Origin of the sequence: Aciduricibacillus chroicocephali (genome assembly GCF_030762805.1) — a bacterium.
GTDB classification, from domain to species: domain Bacteria; phylum Bacillota; class Bacilli; order Bacillales; family Amphibacillaceae; genus Aciduricibacillus; species Aciduricibacillus chroicocephali.
Genome location: NZ_CP129113.1, coordinates 737,725 through 755,774 on the forward strand (window position 1 = coordinate 737,725; position 18,050 = coordinate 755,774).

The window sequence follows — 18,050 nt, forward strand, 5'->3', positions numbered from 1 at the left end:
TATATCATATAACCTCCTAAATATATCTAGTTGTGCAGAATGAAATTATTGAAAATAAAATATTTTGCTGCTTTAGTCTGTTAATAATCAGTTTATTTCTGCCGATAAATTAATATCAGTAATCCGGAAATAGAAATCTTCATTACAAACAGGAGAGCAACAACAATGAGAATAGCACATAATCTGACTGCCATGAATGCACATAGGCAGCTCTCTATGAATAACAGCCAACTTAATAAAACATTGGAAAAGCTCTCTTCTGGTTTGCGTATCAACAGGGCAGGTGATGATGCAGCAGGATTGGCGATTTCTGAAAAAATGCGAGCACAGATCAGGGGGCTAGATCAGGCTGCACGTAATATACAGGATGGAATATCGCTCGTACAAACAGCGGAGGGTGGCCTGAATGAAGTTCATTCAGTACTACAGCGAGGGCGTGAATTAAGCGTACAAGCGAGTAATGATACGCTTACTGTAGATGACCGTAAAGCATTGCAGAAAGAGATGGATCAACTGCTGAGTGAAATGGACCGGATTTCGACTGATACGGAATTCAATACGCTCAAGTTGCTTAACAAAGATTCTTCGGTCAGCAAAAGCGATTTGCAGAAGTTTCAGGAAGCCTTGCCGAAGATGCTTTATAATGCGGAGAAGATGATCGAACAAGGTTTCGGGTTAAAAGCAAACGGCTCTGATATGAATATTTCGTTTACAGACATCGATGGTAAGGGTGGTACACTTGCACAAGTTGTGTACTATCTTTCTTCTAATGATACATTAGGTCATAATATTGCAATGCAGATTGATCAGGCGGATTTGGATAAGTTCGTTGACCCACATGGTAATAACGATCCTTACAATTATTTTGATGCAACTGTTGCCCATGAGATGGTACACGCTGTTTTTACCCAGACATTGAATATGGGACCGGATGGAAATAGCGGCCGAGCGATACCGAAATGGTTCAATGAAGGTTCTGCAGAGTACTTGAGCGGAGGAGCGGATCGTCTCTATGCAGAAGTACAGAATAGAATATTCAGTGGGCAATCCAAAGCGGATGCAATTACCGATGTACTGAATACAATCGGTGATGGGCAGAGCTGGGGAGGTACGAGCACGACTTATGCGGCTGGTTATACGGCTGTTAGATTTCTCGATGAAACTGTTAACGCAAAGAGTTCAGGGAGTTTTTCTGATATTAAGGCAGTTTTTGCCGAGCTTGCTCAAGGACGAGGTACATTGGATGATACATTGAAGCACGCTGGCTGGGTTAACGGGTTAACAGACTTTATCGCTGACTTCAAAGCGAACGGTGTGACGACTGCTGAGCATCTTTTTGATAACTTTTCGTCTAATAAAGATGTCGGTTCTGTTTTTCCTGGAAAGACACCTGAGACTGTAATTAGCCAGGAGGAGCCCTCGGCAGGTACAATCCTAGTCAATTGGAAAGCGACGCTCGTTAAAATTGATTCGCCTTCCGCAGAACCGCTCCATTTCCAAATTGGAGCAAATTCAGGCCAGCAGATGACAGTGAACTTGCAGAGTGTAAGTTCAGCTTCACTCGGTGTGAAAGGTGTAGATTTGACAGATAATGCGAATGGGGCAATTTCGAAGTTTGATAAGGCAATCGATTCTGTTTCATCTTATCGTTCAAGCCTGGGCGCAATGCAAAACCGTCTTGAACATGCACTTACAGCTACTCAAAATAGTGCAGAGAATTTGACCGCAGCGGAATCACGCATAAGGGATGCTGATATCGCGAAGGAAATGATGACTTTTACGAAGCAAAATATACTTTCGCAAGCAGCACAAGCAATGATTGCACAATCGAATCAGTTGCCGCAGGGTGTCTTGCAGCTGTTGAGATAGTTTTTTAAATAAAAAAAGCCCCCGCAAAAATGCGAGGGGCTTCTTTATATATTACATTACACAGTTAACTCAATACGATTCCCAGACGGATCATAAGTGAAATACTGACCGTTTTCCACTATCACAGCAGTCCCAATCTTTTTTAATCTCCCAATCGTATCTTTAATTGCTTCCTCATTAGACAAAATGAGTGTGTATGATTCCATGCCAACACTGTTTTCGGCTGGTTGAGGGGCGCCGACTCCATTCCAAGTATTCACGCCAATATGATGATGGTACTTTCCAGTTGAAAGGAATAATGCTTGGGCTCCGTATCGATTGACTACTTCAAAGCCAAGGCCTTTCACATAAAACTCCTCTGTTTTCCTCAAATCAGAAACGTGTAAATGAATATGCCCCATAACGGTCTTTTCAGGTAAGCCACTCCATTGTTTTCCAGGTTCTGACTTTCTGAGTAATGAATCAAAATCCAATGGGTCTGTTGCCATTGCGACTTCTTCGCTGTCCCAACTCCAATCAGAAGGATCTCGATCGATATAAATTTCAATTTCATTTCCATCAGGGTCTTGTAAGTACAATGCTTCACTTACAAGATGATCTGATGCTCCGAACTGAATATTATTTTTTGATAAATGAATAACGATATTGGCAAGGTCTGATTTTTCGGGTAAGAGTAAAGCAAAGTGATACAGACCTGTCGTTCGGCCTCTTTTTGGTGTAACATCTTCAGGTTGTATAAGTGTTAAGATGCTTGTCTTGCCATCCGTAGTAAGCTTAGCTGTTGATGCGGTCTTTTCTAGAATGTTAAAGCCGATGATTTCTTGATAGAACTTCAAGGAACGCTCTAAGTTCGTTACTTTAATTTTTACATGCCCTACAAATGTTGTTGGTTTGCTATGGAAACTCATATTATTCCTCCTAATAACTCTATTCGAATCGCAAGACACTAAGTTACTTTATGAAACTTAATATACTTAAGAAATTAACTCTAGTCAAGAAGCCATATTGCTGTTTATTGACTCGTTATTTTTTGTGATATTATAAACCGAAGAGGTGAAGCATATGACACAGCCAGCAATTTGCCCAAAATTCGAGAAGGCCATCTCATTATTGAGCCAGAAATGGACCGCATTAATTATTTATCAACTATTGTTAGGGACACAACGTTTTAACGAAATTCAGTCCGCGATTGGAATAAGCGGAAAAATTCTATCCAATCGCTTGAAGGATTTAGAGAGTGAAGAAATAGTAAAACGAGAAGTCATTCCAGAAACCCCTGTAGTCATAGAGTACTCATTAACTGAAAAAGGCCGCTCAATGGAACCGATTATTCGTGACATTGAGAAATGGTCACAGCTGTGGGTTAAATAGAAAAATGATTTGAAGTTGGAGATGCCAATAAAATTGGCATCTCTATTTTAATTAATTGAATGTATGAGCTAAAGGGAAACCTTTATGTTGACACTCGATACTCCCTCATGATATATTTATCTCGAATTCGAGATAATAAAGAGGTGAGCAGATGTCGGATTTGAATGATCAAGACTTGGCCTTGAAATTATTCGTCGTACTTTCGAGGGCGACGGAATCGGTCATGAAGCGTGTGGAAGAAGATATTCGCACGTATGAGCTGAATACGACGGAGTTCGCTGTTTTGGAGCTGCTTTACCACAAGGGTGATCAGCCAATTCAAAAGATAGGTGATAAGGTACTGCTCGCGAGCAGCAGTATTACGTACGTTGTTGATAAACTGGAGAAAAAGGGTTTGCTTACACGCAGACGATGTACGGAGGATCGCCGGGTTACATATGCGGCGATTACGGATGCAGGGCGTGCGCTGATGGATGAGATTTTCCCGAAGCATGGGGAAGCGATTCAGGGCATCTTCTCTGTATTGGATAAAGATGAGAAAGAACAGATGATTGAGCAGCTGAGAAGGTTGGGTTTTCATGCAAAAGGGATCTAACCTATTTTTTTAACATAATATCTCGAATTAGGAATAAATGAATTCGTTGTTTCTTGCTTCATAATTATGTTGATACTTGATATAAGGAAAAATTAAAAGGAGGAACACCAAATGGCAGAATTGAAAGGGATTCATCATGTAACAGCGATTACAAGCAGTGCTGAGAAAATCTATGACTTCTTTACAAATGTACTTGGCTTGCGCCTCGTAAAGAAAACAGTCAATCAAGATGATATCCAAACGTACCATTTGTTTTTCGCAGATGATGTCGGCAGTGCTGGAACAGATATGACGTTCTTCGATTTTCCAGGGATACCGAAAGGGGTTCATGGGGCGAATGAGATTGCGAAAACATCGTTCCGTGTGCCAAGTGATGCGGCTCTTGATTATTGGGTGAAGCGTTTTGACCGTCTTGAAGTACAACACGAGGGAATTAAGGAACAGTTCGGCAAAAGAACGCTTTCCTTCGTTGACTTCGATGATCAGCGATATCAGCTCATTTCTGATGAGAACAATGAAGGTGTCCCATCAGGTACACCTTGGCAAAATGGTCCGATTCCGCATGAGTTTGCGGTGACAGGTCTTGGTCCGATTTTCATTAGAGTTGAAGATGTAGATTATTTCAAGCAAGTGCTGGAAAAAGTTTTCCTCTTCCGTGAAATCAATTTTGAAAACGGCCGGTACTTGTTCGAAATGGGAGAAGGCGGCAATGGAGCGCAAGTAATCGTCGAGGAAGGTAAGGGCCTTGTTCATGCTCGACAAGGTTATGGTACGGTCCACCATGCGGCGTTCCGAGTTGCGGACAAAGCAGAGCTGGAAGAATGGATTGAGCGGTTCCGTGCATTCAGATTGCCGAATTCCGGCTTTGTGGAAAGATATTTCTTCGGTTCGCTTTATGCACGTGTCGCTTCGGGTATCCTATTTGAGATTGCAACAGACGGACCTGGTTTCATGGGCGACGAGCCTTATGAAACACTTGGTGAAAAACTTTCACTGCCTCCATTCCTCGAGCCTAAGCGTGAAGAGATTGAAAAACTTGTTCGTCCGATAGATACGACGCGCAGTACGAAGCAAATTGACAAGGAATACGAAGACTAAGTGGAGGGAACAGTGATGAAGCATCTCTTTCAAAAAGGTGGAAATCCAGATAATCCGACACTTCTATTGCTTCACGGTACTGGGGGCACTGAACAGGACTTGCTGCCGCTGGCTCGCATAATTGATGATAGTGCGAATGTGCTCAGTGTGCGGGGAAATGTGTTGGAGAATGGAATGCCGCGTTTCTTCCGGCGACTTGCCGAAGGTGTGTTTGATGAAAAAGATCTTGTCGAGCGCACCGCGGAATTGAACAAATTCCTCGATGAGGCGGCAGAGCAGTATGAGTTCAATCGGAAGCGTATCATTGCTGTCGGTTACTCAAATGGTGCGAACATCGCGGCAAGCCTCCTCTTCCATCATGAAGATTCGCTTCTCGGTGCGAGCCTGCATCATCCGATGGTGCCGAGAAGGGGCATCGTGCTTCCGGATCTTTCGAATCGTCATGTGTTCATTGCGGCAGGGTTGAATGATCCGCTTTGCTCACCGGAAGAGTCGGAGGAACTGAATACAATGCTTGTACAGGCGGGAGCCGATGTGACACTTCATTGGGAAAACAGAGGACATCAGTTATCAGGTGCAGAAGTTGATGCTGCACGAGTATGGTATGGCGCCCTGTACAAATAAATAGGCGCTGAAGCATAGAGGGGGAAACAACATGGGATTCATGGATAGATTTTTCAAAAAGGAAAAGGAGATGGAACAGATGGAAAACGTAAAATTGGCAGTTGTATTTTATAGCATGGGTGGAACAAACTATCAGATGGCTCAGTGGGCTGCAGAAGCTGGTAAAGCTGCAGGTGCAGAAGTTAAATTGCTTAAAGTTGAAGAGTTGGCACCGCAATCTACAGTTGAAAGCAATCCTGGCTGGGCTGCGACTGCTAATGTAACGAAGGATGTACCAGTTGCAACTTCAGAAGATATGACATGGGCAGACGCAATCATCTTCAGCACACCGACTCGTTTCGGTAATGTTGCATCACAAATGAAACAATTCCTCGACAGACAAGGCGGTATCTGGGCAACTGGTGGTACTGTAAACAAGGTCGTCAGCGCGATGACTTCTGCACAAAATCCACACGGTGGTCAGGAAGCGACGTTGCTTTCCTTGTACACTTCAATGATGCACTGGGGCGCAATCATAGCAGCACCTGGTTACACAGACCCGGTAGTGTTTGGAGCAGGCGGTAATCCGTACGGTACTAGTGTAACAGTCGATCAGGAAGGTAAGATGGTCGAAGACGTACGCGGCGCTGTAGAACATCAGGCAAAACGTACAGTGCAAGTAGCTGAATGGGTAAAACGCGGAACAGCTGAATAATAATAGAGAAAAAGGAGTCAACCAGATAACCCGGTTGACTCCTTTTTTTGCGATTACAAATCTTTCATAGCAGTTTCTTTAATCTCTCTACGCATTCCATACACATTGCTGACGATGGCTTTCCCAACCGCATAGGCTGGAATAGCAAGCAGAATTCCGAGGAATCCGGCGATATTGCCAGCTGCCAGGATGAGCGTAATGACAGTGAGCGGATGGATATCAAGTGTCTTACCCATAACATTCGGTGTGATGAAGTTACTGTCAGTTTGCTGGGCAACAAGGGTGACGACACTGACCCAAATTGCAAGCTTTGGATCTTGCAAGAAGCCGATAATCAACGCCGGTGTGAACGCAATCCACGGACCGATGAACGGAATGACGTTCATGAAGAAGGCGAAGATTACAAGCAATAGTGCATATTCCAGCCCAATTATCAGATAACCGATATACATAATGACAGCGAGTAGGAAGCTGATCAACAGCTGGCCTTGTATGTATGAACGGAGCACGACATTAATATCACTTAAAGTCTTGCCGAGCCAGATTTTCTTCTTTCCATTGAAAAACTTCAAGATGAAAGGTGCGAACTTCTCATGGTCTTTCAACAGGAAGATGAAGAAGAATGGCACAAGGATAAGCGTAAATGTCGTCTGAACGACAGATTGGAAAAACTGGATAAGCAATTTTCCGAAAAGGACAGCGATTGATTCTACGGAATGGATTGCCTTGTCAATCATCTCGTCCAATTGCTGAGGCATGGCATCCCGATGTTGCAATATGTAGTCAATCGAGGACTTCACTTCACTTGCAATATACGGTGAGTTTTTAACAAGTGCATCGACCTGTTTCATAACTGGTGGTCCGACGATGGCAACGAATAGCCAGATGAGCGCTGCGAGACAGAGCAAGATTGTCAAAATGCTTCCCCATCGTGGGAACTTCCGCTTTTCAAGGAAACGTTGCAAAGGTTCTGTGATGTAGAAGAGAACAACACCGAGCAGAAGCGGGACTAGGATTGTTTTTGCGATAATCACGAAAGGGACAAAGACCCAGCTGATTTCTACGAATAATTTTATAATCAGTAAAGCGAGTAGGATTCCGACACCAGCCTGGAACCATAATTTTCTCGTCAAATATTCCACTCCTTAAAATTTGAAGTCATTATGTAATAAATATACAGTATCTTGCTTGCTTAGTCGAAGGTGTTTTAAATACATTTTTTTCATTTATTAAGCGACATAGCTTACATGTTGAGAGAATAGATAGTCCTCTTAAACATTTGGAAAATAATTTTCTTGTCAGAGCTATTAAGTTTATAGTCCTGTAGACCGATAAAAGGAAAGGTATTAGTCATAATATTTCATTACAGCACTAATTATACTATTCTAACTGACAGGAGATAAGCAGATGCGGACTATTATTCAATTTAAAAGCTTGAGAGCAAAGATTCTTACGGGATTCTTTGTAGTCGTTTTATTAGTTTTTCTAATGAGTATGCTTACTCACATGGGCTTCAAGGATGTGAATGAAAAAACAGGTGAGATTGTGGACAAGCAGCTGAAGTTGCTAACGCTCAATCAAGAAATGGTCTACACCTTGACCGAAACAAAAGCACTCATTCGGGGTTATGCACTTTATCATGATGATGATTCGCGAGCAAGACTGGATGAAATCCTTAAGAAAAATAAGGAATTGGATGACAAGATGGAGGAGATCGCCATCTCCGATAAAGCTTTTGATCTACTTGATAAGAAGCGAGGGTGGGAAGGGCTTATCGAAAAGGCCGCCCAGCAATTGGATAACAATAAAAAGAAGGAAGCTTTGCAAACACTTGAAGTGGCCCGTCCAATTTCAAATGAAATTCGTGATGGTTTCAATGATTTGACAGAAGAGAAGCGCCAGAACATGGATAAGGGCGGAAAAGAAGTAGTCTTTATAGGCAAAGCGATAGATATTTTTATTATGTGTATTGGTGGTTTGACACTATTAATTAGCATCGCTATCGCATTAATAACTGCAAGATCGATTGTTAAACCGATTAACTCTGTTATGGAACGGATGAATATACTGGCAGATGGAGATTTATCAAATGATCCGCTTGTTGTAACAACGAAGGATGAAACAGCCGAGCTCGTCAATGCAACAAATACAATGAGTGCAAATAATCGTGAATTGCTGGCGAGAATCAAAGATATTTCTGAAATCGTATCGGCACAGAGCGAAGAGCTGACTCAAGCGGCGAGTGAAGTGACATCTGGTACTGATCAGGTAGCGACGACAATGATCGAACTGGCGACCGGAGCAGAGACGCAAGCGAATACATCGAGTGAGCTATCATCCGTCATGGGGACTTTCACGGAGAAAATAGATGCCGCAAATGAACAGGGCAGTCAAATTGAGCATAATTCAAGCAATGTACTAAGCATGACTAACGAGGGCGGTCAGCTGATGAATCAGTCCAGTCAGCAAATGTCCAAAATACATAGTATCGTTAAAGATTCCGTTGAGAAAGTGGAAAACCTGGACAAGCAGTCACAGGAAATCTCGAATCTCGTATCTGTCATTAATGATATTGCGGACCAGACGAATTTGCTTGCTCTCAATGCTGCAATTGAAGCGGCACGTGCGGGCGAACAGGGGAAAGGCTTTGCGGTTGTAGCGGATGAGGTTAAGAAGCTGGCTGAACAGGTCGCTTCTTCTGTAAATGACATAACAAGTATTGTTACGAATATCCAATCTGATTCTGATCTAGTTGCTGCTTCTTTAAAGGCTGTCTATGAAGAGGTTGAAAAAGGAACTGAACAGATTGAAACGACAGAAAAGACTTTTAATAAAATTAGCAAAGCAGTTACAGACATGGCAGCGAATATCGAAAGTGTATCCGCGCATTTGAATGGAATTGCTGCAAGTAGTCAGGAAATGAGCGGGTCCATTGAGGAAATTGCGGCCGTTGCTGAACAATCGGCAGCAGGTATTGAGCAGACTGCGGCTTCTGCAGAACAAGCAAATGGATCAATGGAAGAAGTTGCAAGAAGTTCTGATGAGCTGGCGAAATTAGCTGAAGAGCTAAGTGGAATGGTAGGGAAATTCAAATTATAGAAAAGATGCGCAGGTGCAAAGGGCCTGCGCATTTTTTATGCTCTGTTCTGCACAGTGGGGACATCACCAATCGAATAAAAATTAAGTGTTAAAGATTTTAATGGTAAAATAAACATAATAGTTAAATAATTGTTACGATGGAAAATTGTAGTGAATGACATAGTTATAACATGAGCTCTCTGATCATTGCTTTCTCCATCTAGATTAAGAGAATACAAGCTTTTGAATAATCAGTTCCATATTAAAGGGGGAGTCAAGTCAATGAGAAAGTATGTTTACTTCACAATTACTTTTATTGCAGTATTTATCGCTTTGCAATTCCTCACGGGTGTTGCTTTGATGGCGTTGTACAAACCGGATCTTTCATATTCCTATATCGGATCTTCGTCTGGGATTATTCAGCAGCCAGATATGTTCCCGGCTTTAGTTACAGCGATACTCGCTCTCGTAATTACTTTTGGAGCGGCGAAAATTTTCAGTAAATATCGTACTACTGCATAAATTTAGATTTGAATATGATTAAGGAATACAATCCCCGTTGCTGATGCAGCGGGGATTGTTTGTATGCGATAAAACAGATTTGATTGCCTTATTTCTATTCGAATACGAGGCTACTTGCATTTCTTCCAATCCTGACCAGTTTCGGCATTCAGTAAAACCGGGAATGCTTCTTTGAGAAGTTAAAGGAGGAGATATCGGTGAACGGACTCGGCGGATTGAACAAGTCTCCAAATGGAGTTGTAATTGGGTTAGCGCAACTTGCACTGCCAGTGACGAAGACAAAAGAAGATTTGACAAAGCAGACTGTGAAGGTCTGTGAGATGATGGGCAAAGCAAAACGATTCGCCGCGCCAATCGATCTTGTCGTTTTCCCTGAATATATGCTACATGGTCTTTCAATGGATACGAGAAAAGAAATTATGTGTGATGTCGATGGGCCGGAAGTAGAGCGGTTGCGTCAAGCTTGCGTCGAAAATGATTTATGGGGCTGTTTCTCCATCATGGAATACAATCCGGACGGGAACCCATACAATACGGGCCTGATCATTGATAATAAAGGAGAGATGCGTCTCAATTATCGCAAGCTCCATCCTTGGATTCCAGTAGAGCCATGGGAACCTGGGGACAAGGGACTGCCAGTTTGTGAAGGACCGAATGGCAGTACACTCGGTCTTGCAATTTGTCATGACGGCATGTTCCCTGAAGTGAGCAGAGAACTTGCGTATAAAGGAGCGGACATTATTCTCCGTACAGCCGGCTATACGCCGCCGATTCGCCATTCGTGGAGAATTACGAACCAGACGAATGCTTTCTGCAATCTTGCTTACACTGCATCAGTTGCTATGTGTGGCAGTGACGGTACGAATGATTCCATGGGTGAAGCAATGATTGTCAATTTCGAGGGTGTGCCGACTGTGGAAGGGAGCGACCGGGCAGACGAAATCATTACAGGTGAAGTTAGACCCGACCTTGTAAGGGAAGCACGGATTAACTGGGCTGTAGAAAATAATATCTATCAGCTTGGCCATAGAGGCTATGTCGCTGTGAAAGGCGGAGTAACAGATGCTCCTTATACGTATATGAAAGATTTGCAGGATGGGACGTACCATCTGCCTTGGGAAGATGAGATTGTCCATAAAGACGGACAGGCCTATGGCTTCCCGCAACCGAGAGAAAAAGAATGATAACGTTTTGCGCACCAGATCGAAAAGGATCTGGTGCTTGTCGTGTGAACAGACGACTAAAATTTCATTTCAGTAATAGAAAATATGACCTTATTTTCACTCAAGACAAATATGTACGGGAAGTGTGAATATTGTGTTAAAATTATAAAAAATAATTCCAATAAAATTACTTGGAGGTTCAGAACTATGAAGAAATTACTATCGATTTTGTCTCTATTAATTGTTTCTGCAATCGTGCTTTCTGCATGCGGAAATAAAGATGAAAGTAAAGGAAACCAAAGCTCTAAAAAGGAAGATGAATTATATAACAAGGTGAAAAAAGAAGGTATCTTGAAAATTGGTACAGAAGGCACGTATGCACCGTTTACTTTTCATGACAAGTCTGGTAATTTGACTGGCTTCGATGTTGAAATTGCTGAAGAAGTGGCGAAACGCCTTGGGGTCAAGCCGAAATTCATGGAAACACAATGGGATGGAATGTTTGCTGGGCTTGATGCTAAGCGCTTCGATATGGTTGCTAATGAAGTAACAATTGATAAAGACCGTGAAAAGAAATACGATTTCTCTGATCCGTACATCCAATCCGGTAGAGTTCTGATCGTCAATAAAGAAAACAAGGATATTAAGAAATTTGAAGATCTTAAAGGCAAGAAATCTGCTGAAACACTTGGAAGTGACCATTTCAAGATTGCAAAATCTTATGGTTCAGACGTTCAGAGTGTAGAAGGATTTGCGCAGGCTGCTGAGCTTGTTAACCAGAAGCGCGTAGCTGCCGCAGTAAATGATAAAATTTCATTCTTGGAATATACAAAGAAGCACCCTAACGCATCTTTGAAAGTTGTTGCTGAAGCAGATAATCCTGCGAAAATGGGTTTGCAGTTCAGAAAAGGCAATGACAAACTAGTGGAAGAAGTAAATAAAGCGTTAAAAGATATGCACAAAGACGGCACTTATAAGAAAATCTCCAACAAGTGGTTTGGCGAAGATGTTTCTCCTAAATAGTATCATTGCAGATCCCGGGCGATTGGATGATCTCTTATCCATCGCCGGGAGTTCTCTTTGGCCAATGATGAAGGGAGCTATTACATATACGATTCCACTAAGTTTGATTTCATTTGTTATCGGGCTCGTACTTGCTGTTTTTACAGCCTTGGCAAGATTGTCTTCTATTAAAATATTAAATATAATTGCTCGGATCTATGTGTCTGTTATTCGTGGTACGCCGCTCCTTGTCCAGCTGTTTATCATTTTCTATGGTCTGCCGAATCTCGGACTGACGATTAGTCCTGTTCCGTCTGCAATTATTGGATTTTCGTTAAGTGTAGGTGCCTACGCTTCAGAAATCATTCGTGCTGCGATTATTTCAATTCCGAAAGGGCAATGGGAAGCCGGATATTCAATTGGCATGAACTATGGACAAACATTGAGACGTATCATTTTGCCACAGGCAGCGCGGGTATCTGTGCCACCTCTATCAAATTCGTTCATTGGACTTGTTAAGGATACATCACTGGCTTCGCTCGTTCTCGTGTCCGAACTGTTTCGTCAAGCTCAGGAGATTACTGCATCTAATTATGAATTCCTATTGCTTTATACAGAGGCCGCAGCAATCTATTGGGTGATCTGTACAATTCTATCTATTGTCCAAGGCAGAGTAGAAGTAAGGCTTGAACGCTATACTGCAAAGTAAGCTTCAAAAATTGAAGGAGATTTGATTAATGATCAGTATACGGAATTTGCACAAATCCTTTGGGGACTTGGAAGTTCTCAAAGGAATAGATCTGGAAATCGAGCGAGGCAAAGTGATTGTTATGATTGGACCATCAGGATCTGGGAAAACGACTTTTCTTCGTTGTTTGAATCTCCTGGAGATACCTTCTGAAGGTGTCATTCAAATTGATAATAAAATGATGGATTTCTCCAATAAGAAGTTAGATAAAAAATCCATCATTGCCTTTCGAAGCCTTACAGGGATGGTTTTTCAAAATTATAATCTTTTCCCTCATAAAACAGCATTAGAAAATGTAATGGAAGGTCCAGTGACAGTACAGAAGATTCCTAAGCAAAAGGCCCGTGAGAAAGCTGAAGAATTACTGGCAAAAGTCGGGCTGGCTGATAAAGTCGACTTTTATCCACATCAGCTCTCCGGAGGACAGCAACAGCGAGTCGGTATTGCAAGGGCAATGGGGATTGAGCCTGAAGTGATGCTGTTTGACGAACCTACATCAGCTCTCGACCCTGAGCTGGTTGGTGATGTTCTTAAAGTCATGAAGAATCTCGCAAATGAGGGGATGACGATGGTTGTCGTCACTCATGAAATGCGCTTCGCTCAGGAAGTAGCCGATGAAGTTCTATTTTTTGATCAAGGAACTATTGTGGAACGAGGTACCCCTGAAGCAATTTTCACAAATCCAAGAGAAGAGCGGACAAAACGCTTCCTTGATAGACTTAGTTAATTCAAAAAGGATTGTGAGAGAGTTAATATTAACTCTCTCACAATCCTTTTGTATATAAAGCTAAATATGAGAAAACTATGCCCCCTCTGGCCAATCAGCCAAAGGGGGCATAGTTTTCTCTTTAGATTCTTCCGATACTCTTTCTCAAGCGTTCAGCTAATGGCACAACGACGATTCCAGCTACGACAACTTGAAGGAAGTTGCCTGGTACAGAACCGAGTGGAACAGCCCAGTTGCCATATAGGATCACTTCAGCGAAATAGTATCCAACAATTTTTACAAATAGTGCAGCGAAAACTGCAAAAGAATAAACAAAAATTCTGTTGCCAGGCATTTTGTCAGCAATCAGTCCGGCAAGATAGCCCATGATTCCTACGATGACAAACGTAAATGGTGCCCATGCTGTCCATCCGGATAGAAGGTCGAACAGTGCCATACCGAAGGCTCCTGAAATCATGCCAGCTCTTCTTCCATAGACGAATGCAGCAACGAATAGAGGGACGTTGCCCAAGTGAATCAACCCACCATTACCCATAATTGGAAGTCTGAACTGAATAAATGCTGTAGCGACAAGTGTCAAAGCGATGAACAGCGCATAAATGACGAGTGTTTTCGTCTTGATGGCTGGTTTTGCGGATGTAGTAGAACTCATATGATTGCTCTCCTTTCAAATATCGACAATTTATTATACTTCGAAAACAATTATTAATAAATAGTATTTTCTCAATATTATCAGGTGAAACATGGAATTTTGGCTTATGTTCGCTTCTGTTTACTGATAGAATGAATGAAGATGCAATTATATATAGAGAGAAGCGTTTAATAGATGGGTATACATGTTAAGTCAGCTAGAGTACAATTTTGGTTCTTAATGGGTATTGTTGTGATTGCCGGTTTCTCTCAGGGGATGCTCATGCCGGTTGTTTCAATTTTGCTAGAAAAAGACGGGGTGTCTGCTTCATTGAATGGTATGAACACAGCGGCTGTTTATCTCGGCATTCTGCTTGCAGCACCTTTCATGGAGAAGATCTTGCGCAAAGCTGGATTTCGGAATGGCCTTATTGCAGGAGGGCTTCTTGTCGTTGTGTCACTTGCGCTGTTTCCCGTATGGAAGTCATTCTGGTTCTGGTTTGCGCTGAGATTTGTAATCGGTCTTGGTGACAGTGTGTTGCAAATTGGAGCTCAGACTTGGATTACGACATTCTCACCGAAAAATAGAAGAGGCTTGAATGTTGCACTGTTCGGCCTTTGTTTTGGGCTAGGATTTGGAATTGGGCCGATGATGACGAATTTACTTTCGGTAAATGAGGAACTGCCATTTTTAGCCTCGGCTGTTTTTGGATTAATTGCGCTTATCCCCATGTTTTTCATGCAAAATCAATACCCTATGAGCAAGGAGGATATGAATAATGGGGGAGAAACGAAGCACGTAGTTTCAGTCTTGAAATATGCTTGGGTCGCTTTACTATTCCCATTAGGTTACGGATTCCTCGAGGCGACATTAAACGGGAACTTCCCGGTCTATGCTTTGCAGTCGGGAATACGTGTAAGTGAAGTGGCTATTATATTGCCGGCATTTGCGATTGGCAGCGTCATCCTTCAGTTGCCACTAGGGTCGATGAGTGACAAATTCGGGCGCAAGCGGATGTTGACGATATCTTTGATTATTGGAATTACTGCCTTCACTATGGCAGGTCTTCTTCAAAAGTCGACGCTTGCTTTAATGATTTGTTTCGCTGTTGCTGGTATGTTCGTCGGATCGATTTATTCACTTGGTGTTACGTATATGGTCGACCTATTGCCGCCATATTTACTTACAGTTGGAAATACATTATGCAGTGTTCTTTACTCGGTCGGAAGTTTGGCTGGACCGATAATTGGCGGGGCATCACTTCAGTATATAAAAGGTATCAATTTCTTCTTTATAATCGGTTCATTCTTACTCGTCATTTTAGTCTCGCTTGCGATGTTCAGGCCGAGAGAGGTAGCGGAAGATTCATGCTGATTTAAAGAATAAAGCGATTAAGCATTGGAATCATTAGAGTTGGAAGTAATCCCCTATGGTTGGTTTCTCCATCCATTGACAATCATTTCAGTAACAGATATATTATGAAACATAAACTTTAACACATAAAAGCGTTCATGCGCGAAAGTGATTATAAATAAGTACTGTCGGCAGATTGAAGTAGAATGGTGATGAAGCAGCGAGAAGAGACCGGATGGTTGGTGGGAATCCGGGCAGTGATCATTCGAATTACGACTGCATTCTAAGATGACAGTTTATTTAAATGAAGAGGACAGGTTCTTACCTGTCAATTAGGGTGGTACCGCGGAGCTCCTTCGTCCCTAGTGGCGATGGGGCTTTTTTGTGTTCAGAAATAGTGGAGGTTTTAATAAATGCATCAGGATCAGGCTGTATTGAAAGTAAGACCGATAGAAGCTTTAATTGTAGTATTTATCTTATTTGTCGGAATCGGTTTTTCGATTATTAGATATGAGGCAGTTCCGCATGCTCCGATTGCCTTGGCCATTTTTGCGTTAATGATCTATGGTTTGCTTAAGCGTGTCCCGGTGAAAGATCTGGAAAATGGTCTCGTTGACGGGGCAAAATCGGGACTCGGTGCGATCTTCCTCTTCTTCTTTATAGGCATGCTCATTAGTGCCTGGATGGCGAGCGGAACAATTCCTACCTTCATTTACTTGGCAATGGAAGCTGTTAATGGAAAATTCTTTTTTGCGGTTGTTTTCATTGTAACGTCAGTCATTGGAATGAGTATCGGAAGCTCGCTGACGACTGCGGCTACGCTTGGGGTCGCTTTTATAGGAGTGAGTACAGCGCTTGGGCTATCACCTGCAATAACTGCCGGAGCGGTTGTATCGGGCGCATTCTTCGGAGATAAGATGTCGCCACTCTCTGATACGACGAACCTTGCCTCGATGGTCGCGAAGGTAGATCTATTTGAACATATTAAAAATATGATGTGGACGACGGTTCCGGCATTTATAATTTCGGCTGTCTTGTTCGCCTTTTTGTCCCCAAAGCAGGCATCAGCGAATTTTGAAAAGATCGCTGTGCTGAAAAAGACTTTGTTGGAGCTTGGACTTGTCCATTGGTATTCGCTCATTCCATTTGTTGTATTGGCTGTATTGGCGATCAAAAAAGTATCAGCCATTTTCACACTATCATTCGGGATTTTCTCAAGTCTGATTGTAAGCTTCTTCGTTCAGAAAGATTATGGCTTGAACCAGATTCTTGGGCTGCTGTTTAAAGGCTATAAATCGAACAGCGGAGTGAAAGAAATTGATTCTTTGCTTTCACGAGGCGGGATGGAGAGTATGCTCTTCTCGATTTCTCTCGTATTGCTTGCACTCGCCCTTGGAGGAATGCTATTCAAATTGGGAATCCTGCCTGCATTGCTTGAAGGCGTACAGCGTTTTTTAAAAAAGGTTTCCTTGTTAATCAGTTGTACAGCTTTTACAGCAATCGGTGTTAACTTCCTCGTTGGGGAACAATATCTGTCTGTATTGTTACCTGGTAATGCGTTTCTCAGTGCATTTGAAAAAGCCGGACTTCATCCTAAAAACCTGTCCCGAGTACTGGAAGATGCGGGAGCAGTCGTTAATCCGCTCGTACCTTGGAGTGTTTGTGGTGTGTTCCTTACATCAGTACTAGGCGTCTCGACACTCGATTATGTGCCATTTGCATTCTTCTGTCTTCTGTCTCCGATACTGACGATCTTGTTTGGGATTACCGGGTTTACGATTACACGGATTGAGAAGAAGATGTAGGTTCACTTCAATAACGTTCTAAATAAAAACAGCCAACGTACCACATTTAAAGGTACGCTGGCTGTTTAGTTTTTTTAGGAAAGTCGATTCAACGCTTCTTTAATCGATGTCTTTCCTTTGATGACTTGAAACTCTTTTCCGATCATGTTTTCATCTTTCAACGATTCAAGAATTACCTCTGCAATATCTTCGCGCGGAACTTCGTCTCGTGCGACGGAAGGAGCTGCTTCAACTTGGCCGGTACCGGCATCATTAGTAAGTTTCCCAGGATGGATAATCGTATAGTCTAGCTTTGAGTCGCGCAGCCAAATGTCGGCATAATGCTTTGCAATGACATAAGGGGCAAAGGAAGAACCGGCAGCCTCTTGAATCGCTTCTCTTGTCGTGTCATAAGAGCTAATCATGATAAAGCGGTTGACGCCGGCTTTTTTGGCAGCTTCGATTGTTTTCACCGCTCCGTCCAAATCAATGGCAATTGTCTTATCAGGACCAGTCTTTGGACCAGAACCTGCCGTGAAGACGATGGCATCCACATCTTCAGCAGCTTTGGCAATATTGTCAATTTTACCTTCAAGGTCTACGAGAAGTGTATCAGCACCGAGTTGCTTAAATTTTTCCTGCTGTTCGGCTTTACGAACCATTGCCTTCGCCTGGAGTGTACCGCTCTCCTGTATTAACTTCACTAGATGTGTACCAATTTGTCCGTTTGCACCAACTACGAGTACTTTCAATATAAACATCCTTTCAATCTTATATCGTTCATATAGTAT

Annotated in this window: 18 protein-coding genes; 14 read left to right on the forward strand and 4 right to left on the reverse strand. The window is 42.4% G+C overall.

The window, feature by feature from the left end:
- Positions 1 to 165: 165 nt before the first annotated feature.
- Entirely contained in the window at positions 166 to 1,869 is a 1,704-nt protein-coding gene (locus QR721_RS03825) for a flagellinolysin (protein ID WP_348029153.1), read from the forward strand.
- 56 nt (positions 1,870 to 1,925) lie between these two features.
- On the opposite strand, the gene QR721_RS03830 is transcribed toward QR721_RS03825, so the two are convergent.
- Positions 1,926 to 2,777, reverse strand: coding sequence for a VOC family protein (locus QR721_RS03830; RefSeq protein ID WP_348029154.1), 852 nt, complete (start codon positions 2,775 to 2,777; stop codon positions 1,926 to 1,928).
- Between the two features lie 154 nt (positions 2,778 to 2,931).
- Here QR721_RS03830 and QR721_RS03835 point away from each other — a divergent pair, with 154 nt between their 5' ends.
- From QR721_RS03835 to wrbA, 5 genes are all read left to right on the forward strand, one after another.
- On the forward strand, positions 2,932 to 3,240 hold the full coding sequence (locus QR721_RS03835; protein ID WP_348029155.1) for a winged helix-turn-helix transcriptional regulator: 309 nt from the start codon (positions 2,932 to 2,934) through the stop codon (positions 3,238 to 3,240).
- Positions 3,241 to 3,391: 151 nt separating this feature from the next.
- Entirely contained in the window at positions 3,392 to 3,835 is a 444-nt protein-coding gene (locus QR721_RS03840; protein ID WP_348029156.1) for a MarR family winged helix-turn-helix transcriptional regulator, read from the forward strand.
- A 111-nt stretch (positions 3,836 to 3,946) separates the two neighbouring features.
- Positions 3,947 to 4,933 carry a ring-cleaving dioxygenase gene (locus tag QR721_RS03845; protein ID WP_348029157.1) on the forward strand — a complete coding sequence of 329 codons (987 nt, stop codon included), beginning with the start codon at positions 3,947 to 3,949 and terminating at the stop codon, positions 4,931 to 4,933.
- Positions 4,934 to 4,948: 15 nt separating this feature from the next.
- A complete protein-coding gene (locus QR721_RS03850; RefSeq protein WP_348029158.1) occupies positions 4,949 to 5,557 on the forward strand; it encodes an alpha/beta hydrolase in 609 nt (202 codons plus the stop codon).
- A gap of 79 nt (positions 5,558 to 5,636) precedes the next feature.
- Positions 5,637 to 6,251: an NAD(P)H:quinone oxidoreductase gene (wrbA, locus tag QR721_RS03855; protein ID WP_348029775.1), complete on the forward strand. Its 615-nt coding sequence runs from the start codon at positions 5,637 to 5,639 to the stop codon at positions 6,249 to 6,251.
- A 53-nt stretch (positions 6,252 to 6,304) separates the two neighbouring features.
- Here the strand turns inward: wrbA and QR721_RS03860 are convergent, their stop codons facing one another.
- Positions 6,305 to 7,384 (reverse strand): AI-2E family transporter, encoded by a 1,080-nt coding sequence (locus QR721_RS03860; RefSeq protein WP_348029159.1) that lies wholly within the window; start codon positions 7,382 to 7,384, stop codon positions 6,305 to 6,307.
- A 274-nt stretch (positions 7,385 to 7,658) separates the two neighbouring features.
- On the opposite strand from QR721_RS03860, the gene QR721_RS03865 reads away from it, so the two are divergent.
- From QR721_RS03865 to QR721_RS03890, 6 genes are all read left to right on the forward strand, one after another.
- Complete coding sequence (locus QR721_RS03865) at positions 7,659 to 9,350, forward strand: methyl-accepting chemotaxis protein (protein WP_348029160.1); 1,692 nt, start codon at positions 7,659 to 7,661, stop codon at positions 9,348 to 9,350.
- A gap of 261 nt (positions 9,351 to 9,611) precedes the next feature.
- Positions 9,612 to 9,851, forward strand: a complete 240-nt coding sequence (locus QR721_RS03870) for a hypothetical protein (protein WP_348029161.1) — start codon at positions 9,612 to 9,614, stop codon at positions 9,849 to 9,851.
- A 197-nt stretch (positions 9,852 to 10,048) separates the two neighbouring features.
- On the forward strand, positions 10,049 to 11,035 hold the full coding sequence (locus QR721_RS03875; RefSeq protein WP_348029162.1) for a formamidase: 987 nt from the start codon (positions 10,049 to 10,051) through the stop codon (positions 11,033 to 11,035).
- Between the two features lie 186 nt (positions 11,036 to 11,221).
- Complete coding sequence (locus QR721_RS03880) at positions 11,222 to 12,037, forward strand: amino acid ABC transporter substrate-binding protein (RefSeq protein WP_348029163.1); 816 nt, start codon at positions 11,222 to 11,224, stop codon at positions 12,035 to 12,037.
- Positions 12,021 to 12,725: an ABC transporter permease subunit gene (locus QR721_RS03885; protein ID WP_348029164.1), complete on the forward strand. Its 705-nt coding sequence runs from the start codon at positions 12,021 to 12,023 to the stop codon at positions 12,723 to 12,725. The genes QR721_RS03880 and QR721_RS03885 overlap by 17 nt, the downstream gene beginning before the upstream one ends.
- A 28-nt stretch (positions 12,726 to 12,753) precedes the next feature.
- Positions 12,754 to 13,491 carry an amino acid ABC transporter ATP-binding protein gene (locus QR721_RS03890; protein WP_348029165.1) on the forward strand — a complete coding sequence of 246 codons (738 nt, stop codon included), beginning with the start codon at positions 12,754 to 12,756 and terminating at the stop codon, positions 13,489 to 13,491.
- A 121-nt stretch (positions 13,492 to 13,612) separates the two neighbouring features.
- Here the strand turns inward: QR721_RS03890 and QR721_RS03895 are convergent, their stop codons facing one another.
- The gene (locus tag QR721_RS03895) at positions 13,613 to 14,143 is read right to left on the reverse strand and encodes an ECF transporter S component (protein ID WP_348029166.1); all 531 of its coding nucleotides are present in this window, start codon (positions 14,141 to 14,143) and stop codon (positions 13,613 to 13,615) included.
- A gap of 174 nt (positions 14,144 to 14,317) precedes the next feature.
- On the opposite strand from QR721_RS03895, the gene QR721_RS03900 reads away from it, so the two are divergent.
- A complete protein-coding gene (locus tag QR721_RS03900) occupies positions 14,318 to 15,496 on the forward strand; it encodes an MFS transporter (protein ID WP_348029167.1) in 1,179 nt (392 codons plus the stop codon).
- A gap of 392 nt (positions 15,497 to 15,888) precedes the next feature.
- Positions 15,889 to 17,280: a Na+/H+ antiporter NhaC gene (gene nhaC / locus QR721_RS03905; RefSeq protein ID WP_348029168.1), complete on the forward strand. Its 1,392-nt coding sequence runs from the start codon at positions 15,889 to 15,891 to the stop codon at positions 17,278 to 17,280.
- A gap of 74 nt (positions 17,281 to 17,354) precedes the next feature.
- Here nhaC and QR721_RS03910 read toward each other — a convergent pair whose 3' ends face one another.
- The gene (locus tag QR721_RS03910; RefSeq protein ID WP_348029169.1) at positions 17,355 to 18,020 is read right to left on the reverse strand and encodes an SDR family oxidoreductase; all 666 of its coding nucleotides are present in this window, start codon (positions 18,018 to 18,020) and stop codon (positions 17,355 to 17,357) included.
- Positions 18,021 to 18,050: the final 30 nt, after the last annotated feature.

Coding starts and splice junctions, on each gene's coding strand:
- QR721_RS03885 (WP_348029164.1), top strand. CDS start 12,021: ATGTTTCTCCTAAATAGTATCATTGCAGATCCCGGGCGATTGGATGAT.
- QR721_RS03880 (WP_348029163.1), top strand. CDS start 11,222: ATGAAGAAATTACTATCGATTTTGTCTCTATTAATTGTTTCTGCAATC.
- QR721_RS03825 (WP_348029153.1), top strand. CDS start 166: ATGAGAATAGCACATAATCTGACTGCCATGAATGCACATAGGCAGCTC.
- QR721_RS03890 (WP_348029165.1), top strand. CDS start 12,754: ATGATCAGTATACGGAATTTGCACAAATCCTTTGGGGACTTGGAAGTT.
- QR721_RS03840 (WP_348029156.1), top strand. CDS start 3,392: ATGTCGGATTTGAATGATCAAGACTTGGCCTTGAAATTATTCGTCGTA.
- QR721_RS03850 (WP_348029158.1), top strand. CDS start 4,949: ATGAAGCATCTCTTTCAAAAAGGTGGAAATCCAGATAATCCGACACTT.
- nhaC (WP_348029168.1), top strand. CDS start 15,889: ATGCATCAGGATCAGGCTGTATTGAAAGTAAGACCGATAGAAGCTTTA.
- wrbA (WP_348029775.1), top strand. CDS start 5,637: ATGGAAAACGTAAAATTGGCAGTTGTATTTTATAGCATGGGTGGAACA.
- QR721_RS03870 (WP_348029161.1), top strand. CDS start 9,612: ATGAGAAAGTATGTTTACTTCACAATTACTTTTATTGCAGTATTTATC.
- QR721_RS03830 (WP_348029154.1), bottom strand. CDS start 2,777: ATGAGTTTCCATAGCAAACCAACAACATTTGTAGGGCATGTAAAAATT.
- QR721_RS03910 (WP_348029169.1), bottom strand. CDS start 18,020: ATGTTTATATTGAAAGTACTCGTAGTTGGTGCAAACGGACAAATTGGT.
- QR721_RS03900 (WP_348029167.1), top strand. CDS start 14,318: ATGGGTATACATGTTAAGTCAGCTAGAGTACAATTTTGGTTCTTAATG.
- QR721_RS03845 (WP_348029157.1), top strand. CDS start 3,947: ATGGCAGAATTGAAAGGGATTCATCATGTAACAGCGATTACAAGCAGT.
- QR721_RS03835 (WP_348029155.1), top strand. CDS start 2,932: ATGACACAGCCAGCAATTTGCCCAAAATTCGAGAAGGCCATCTCATTA.
- QR721_RS03895 (WP_348029166.1), bottom strand. CDS start 14,143: ATGAGTTCTACTACATCCGCAAAACCAGCCATCAAGACGAAAACACTC.
- QR721_RS03865 (WP_348029160.1), top strand. CDS start 7,659: ATGCGGACTATTATTCAATTTAAAAGCTTGAGAGCAAAGATTCTTACG.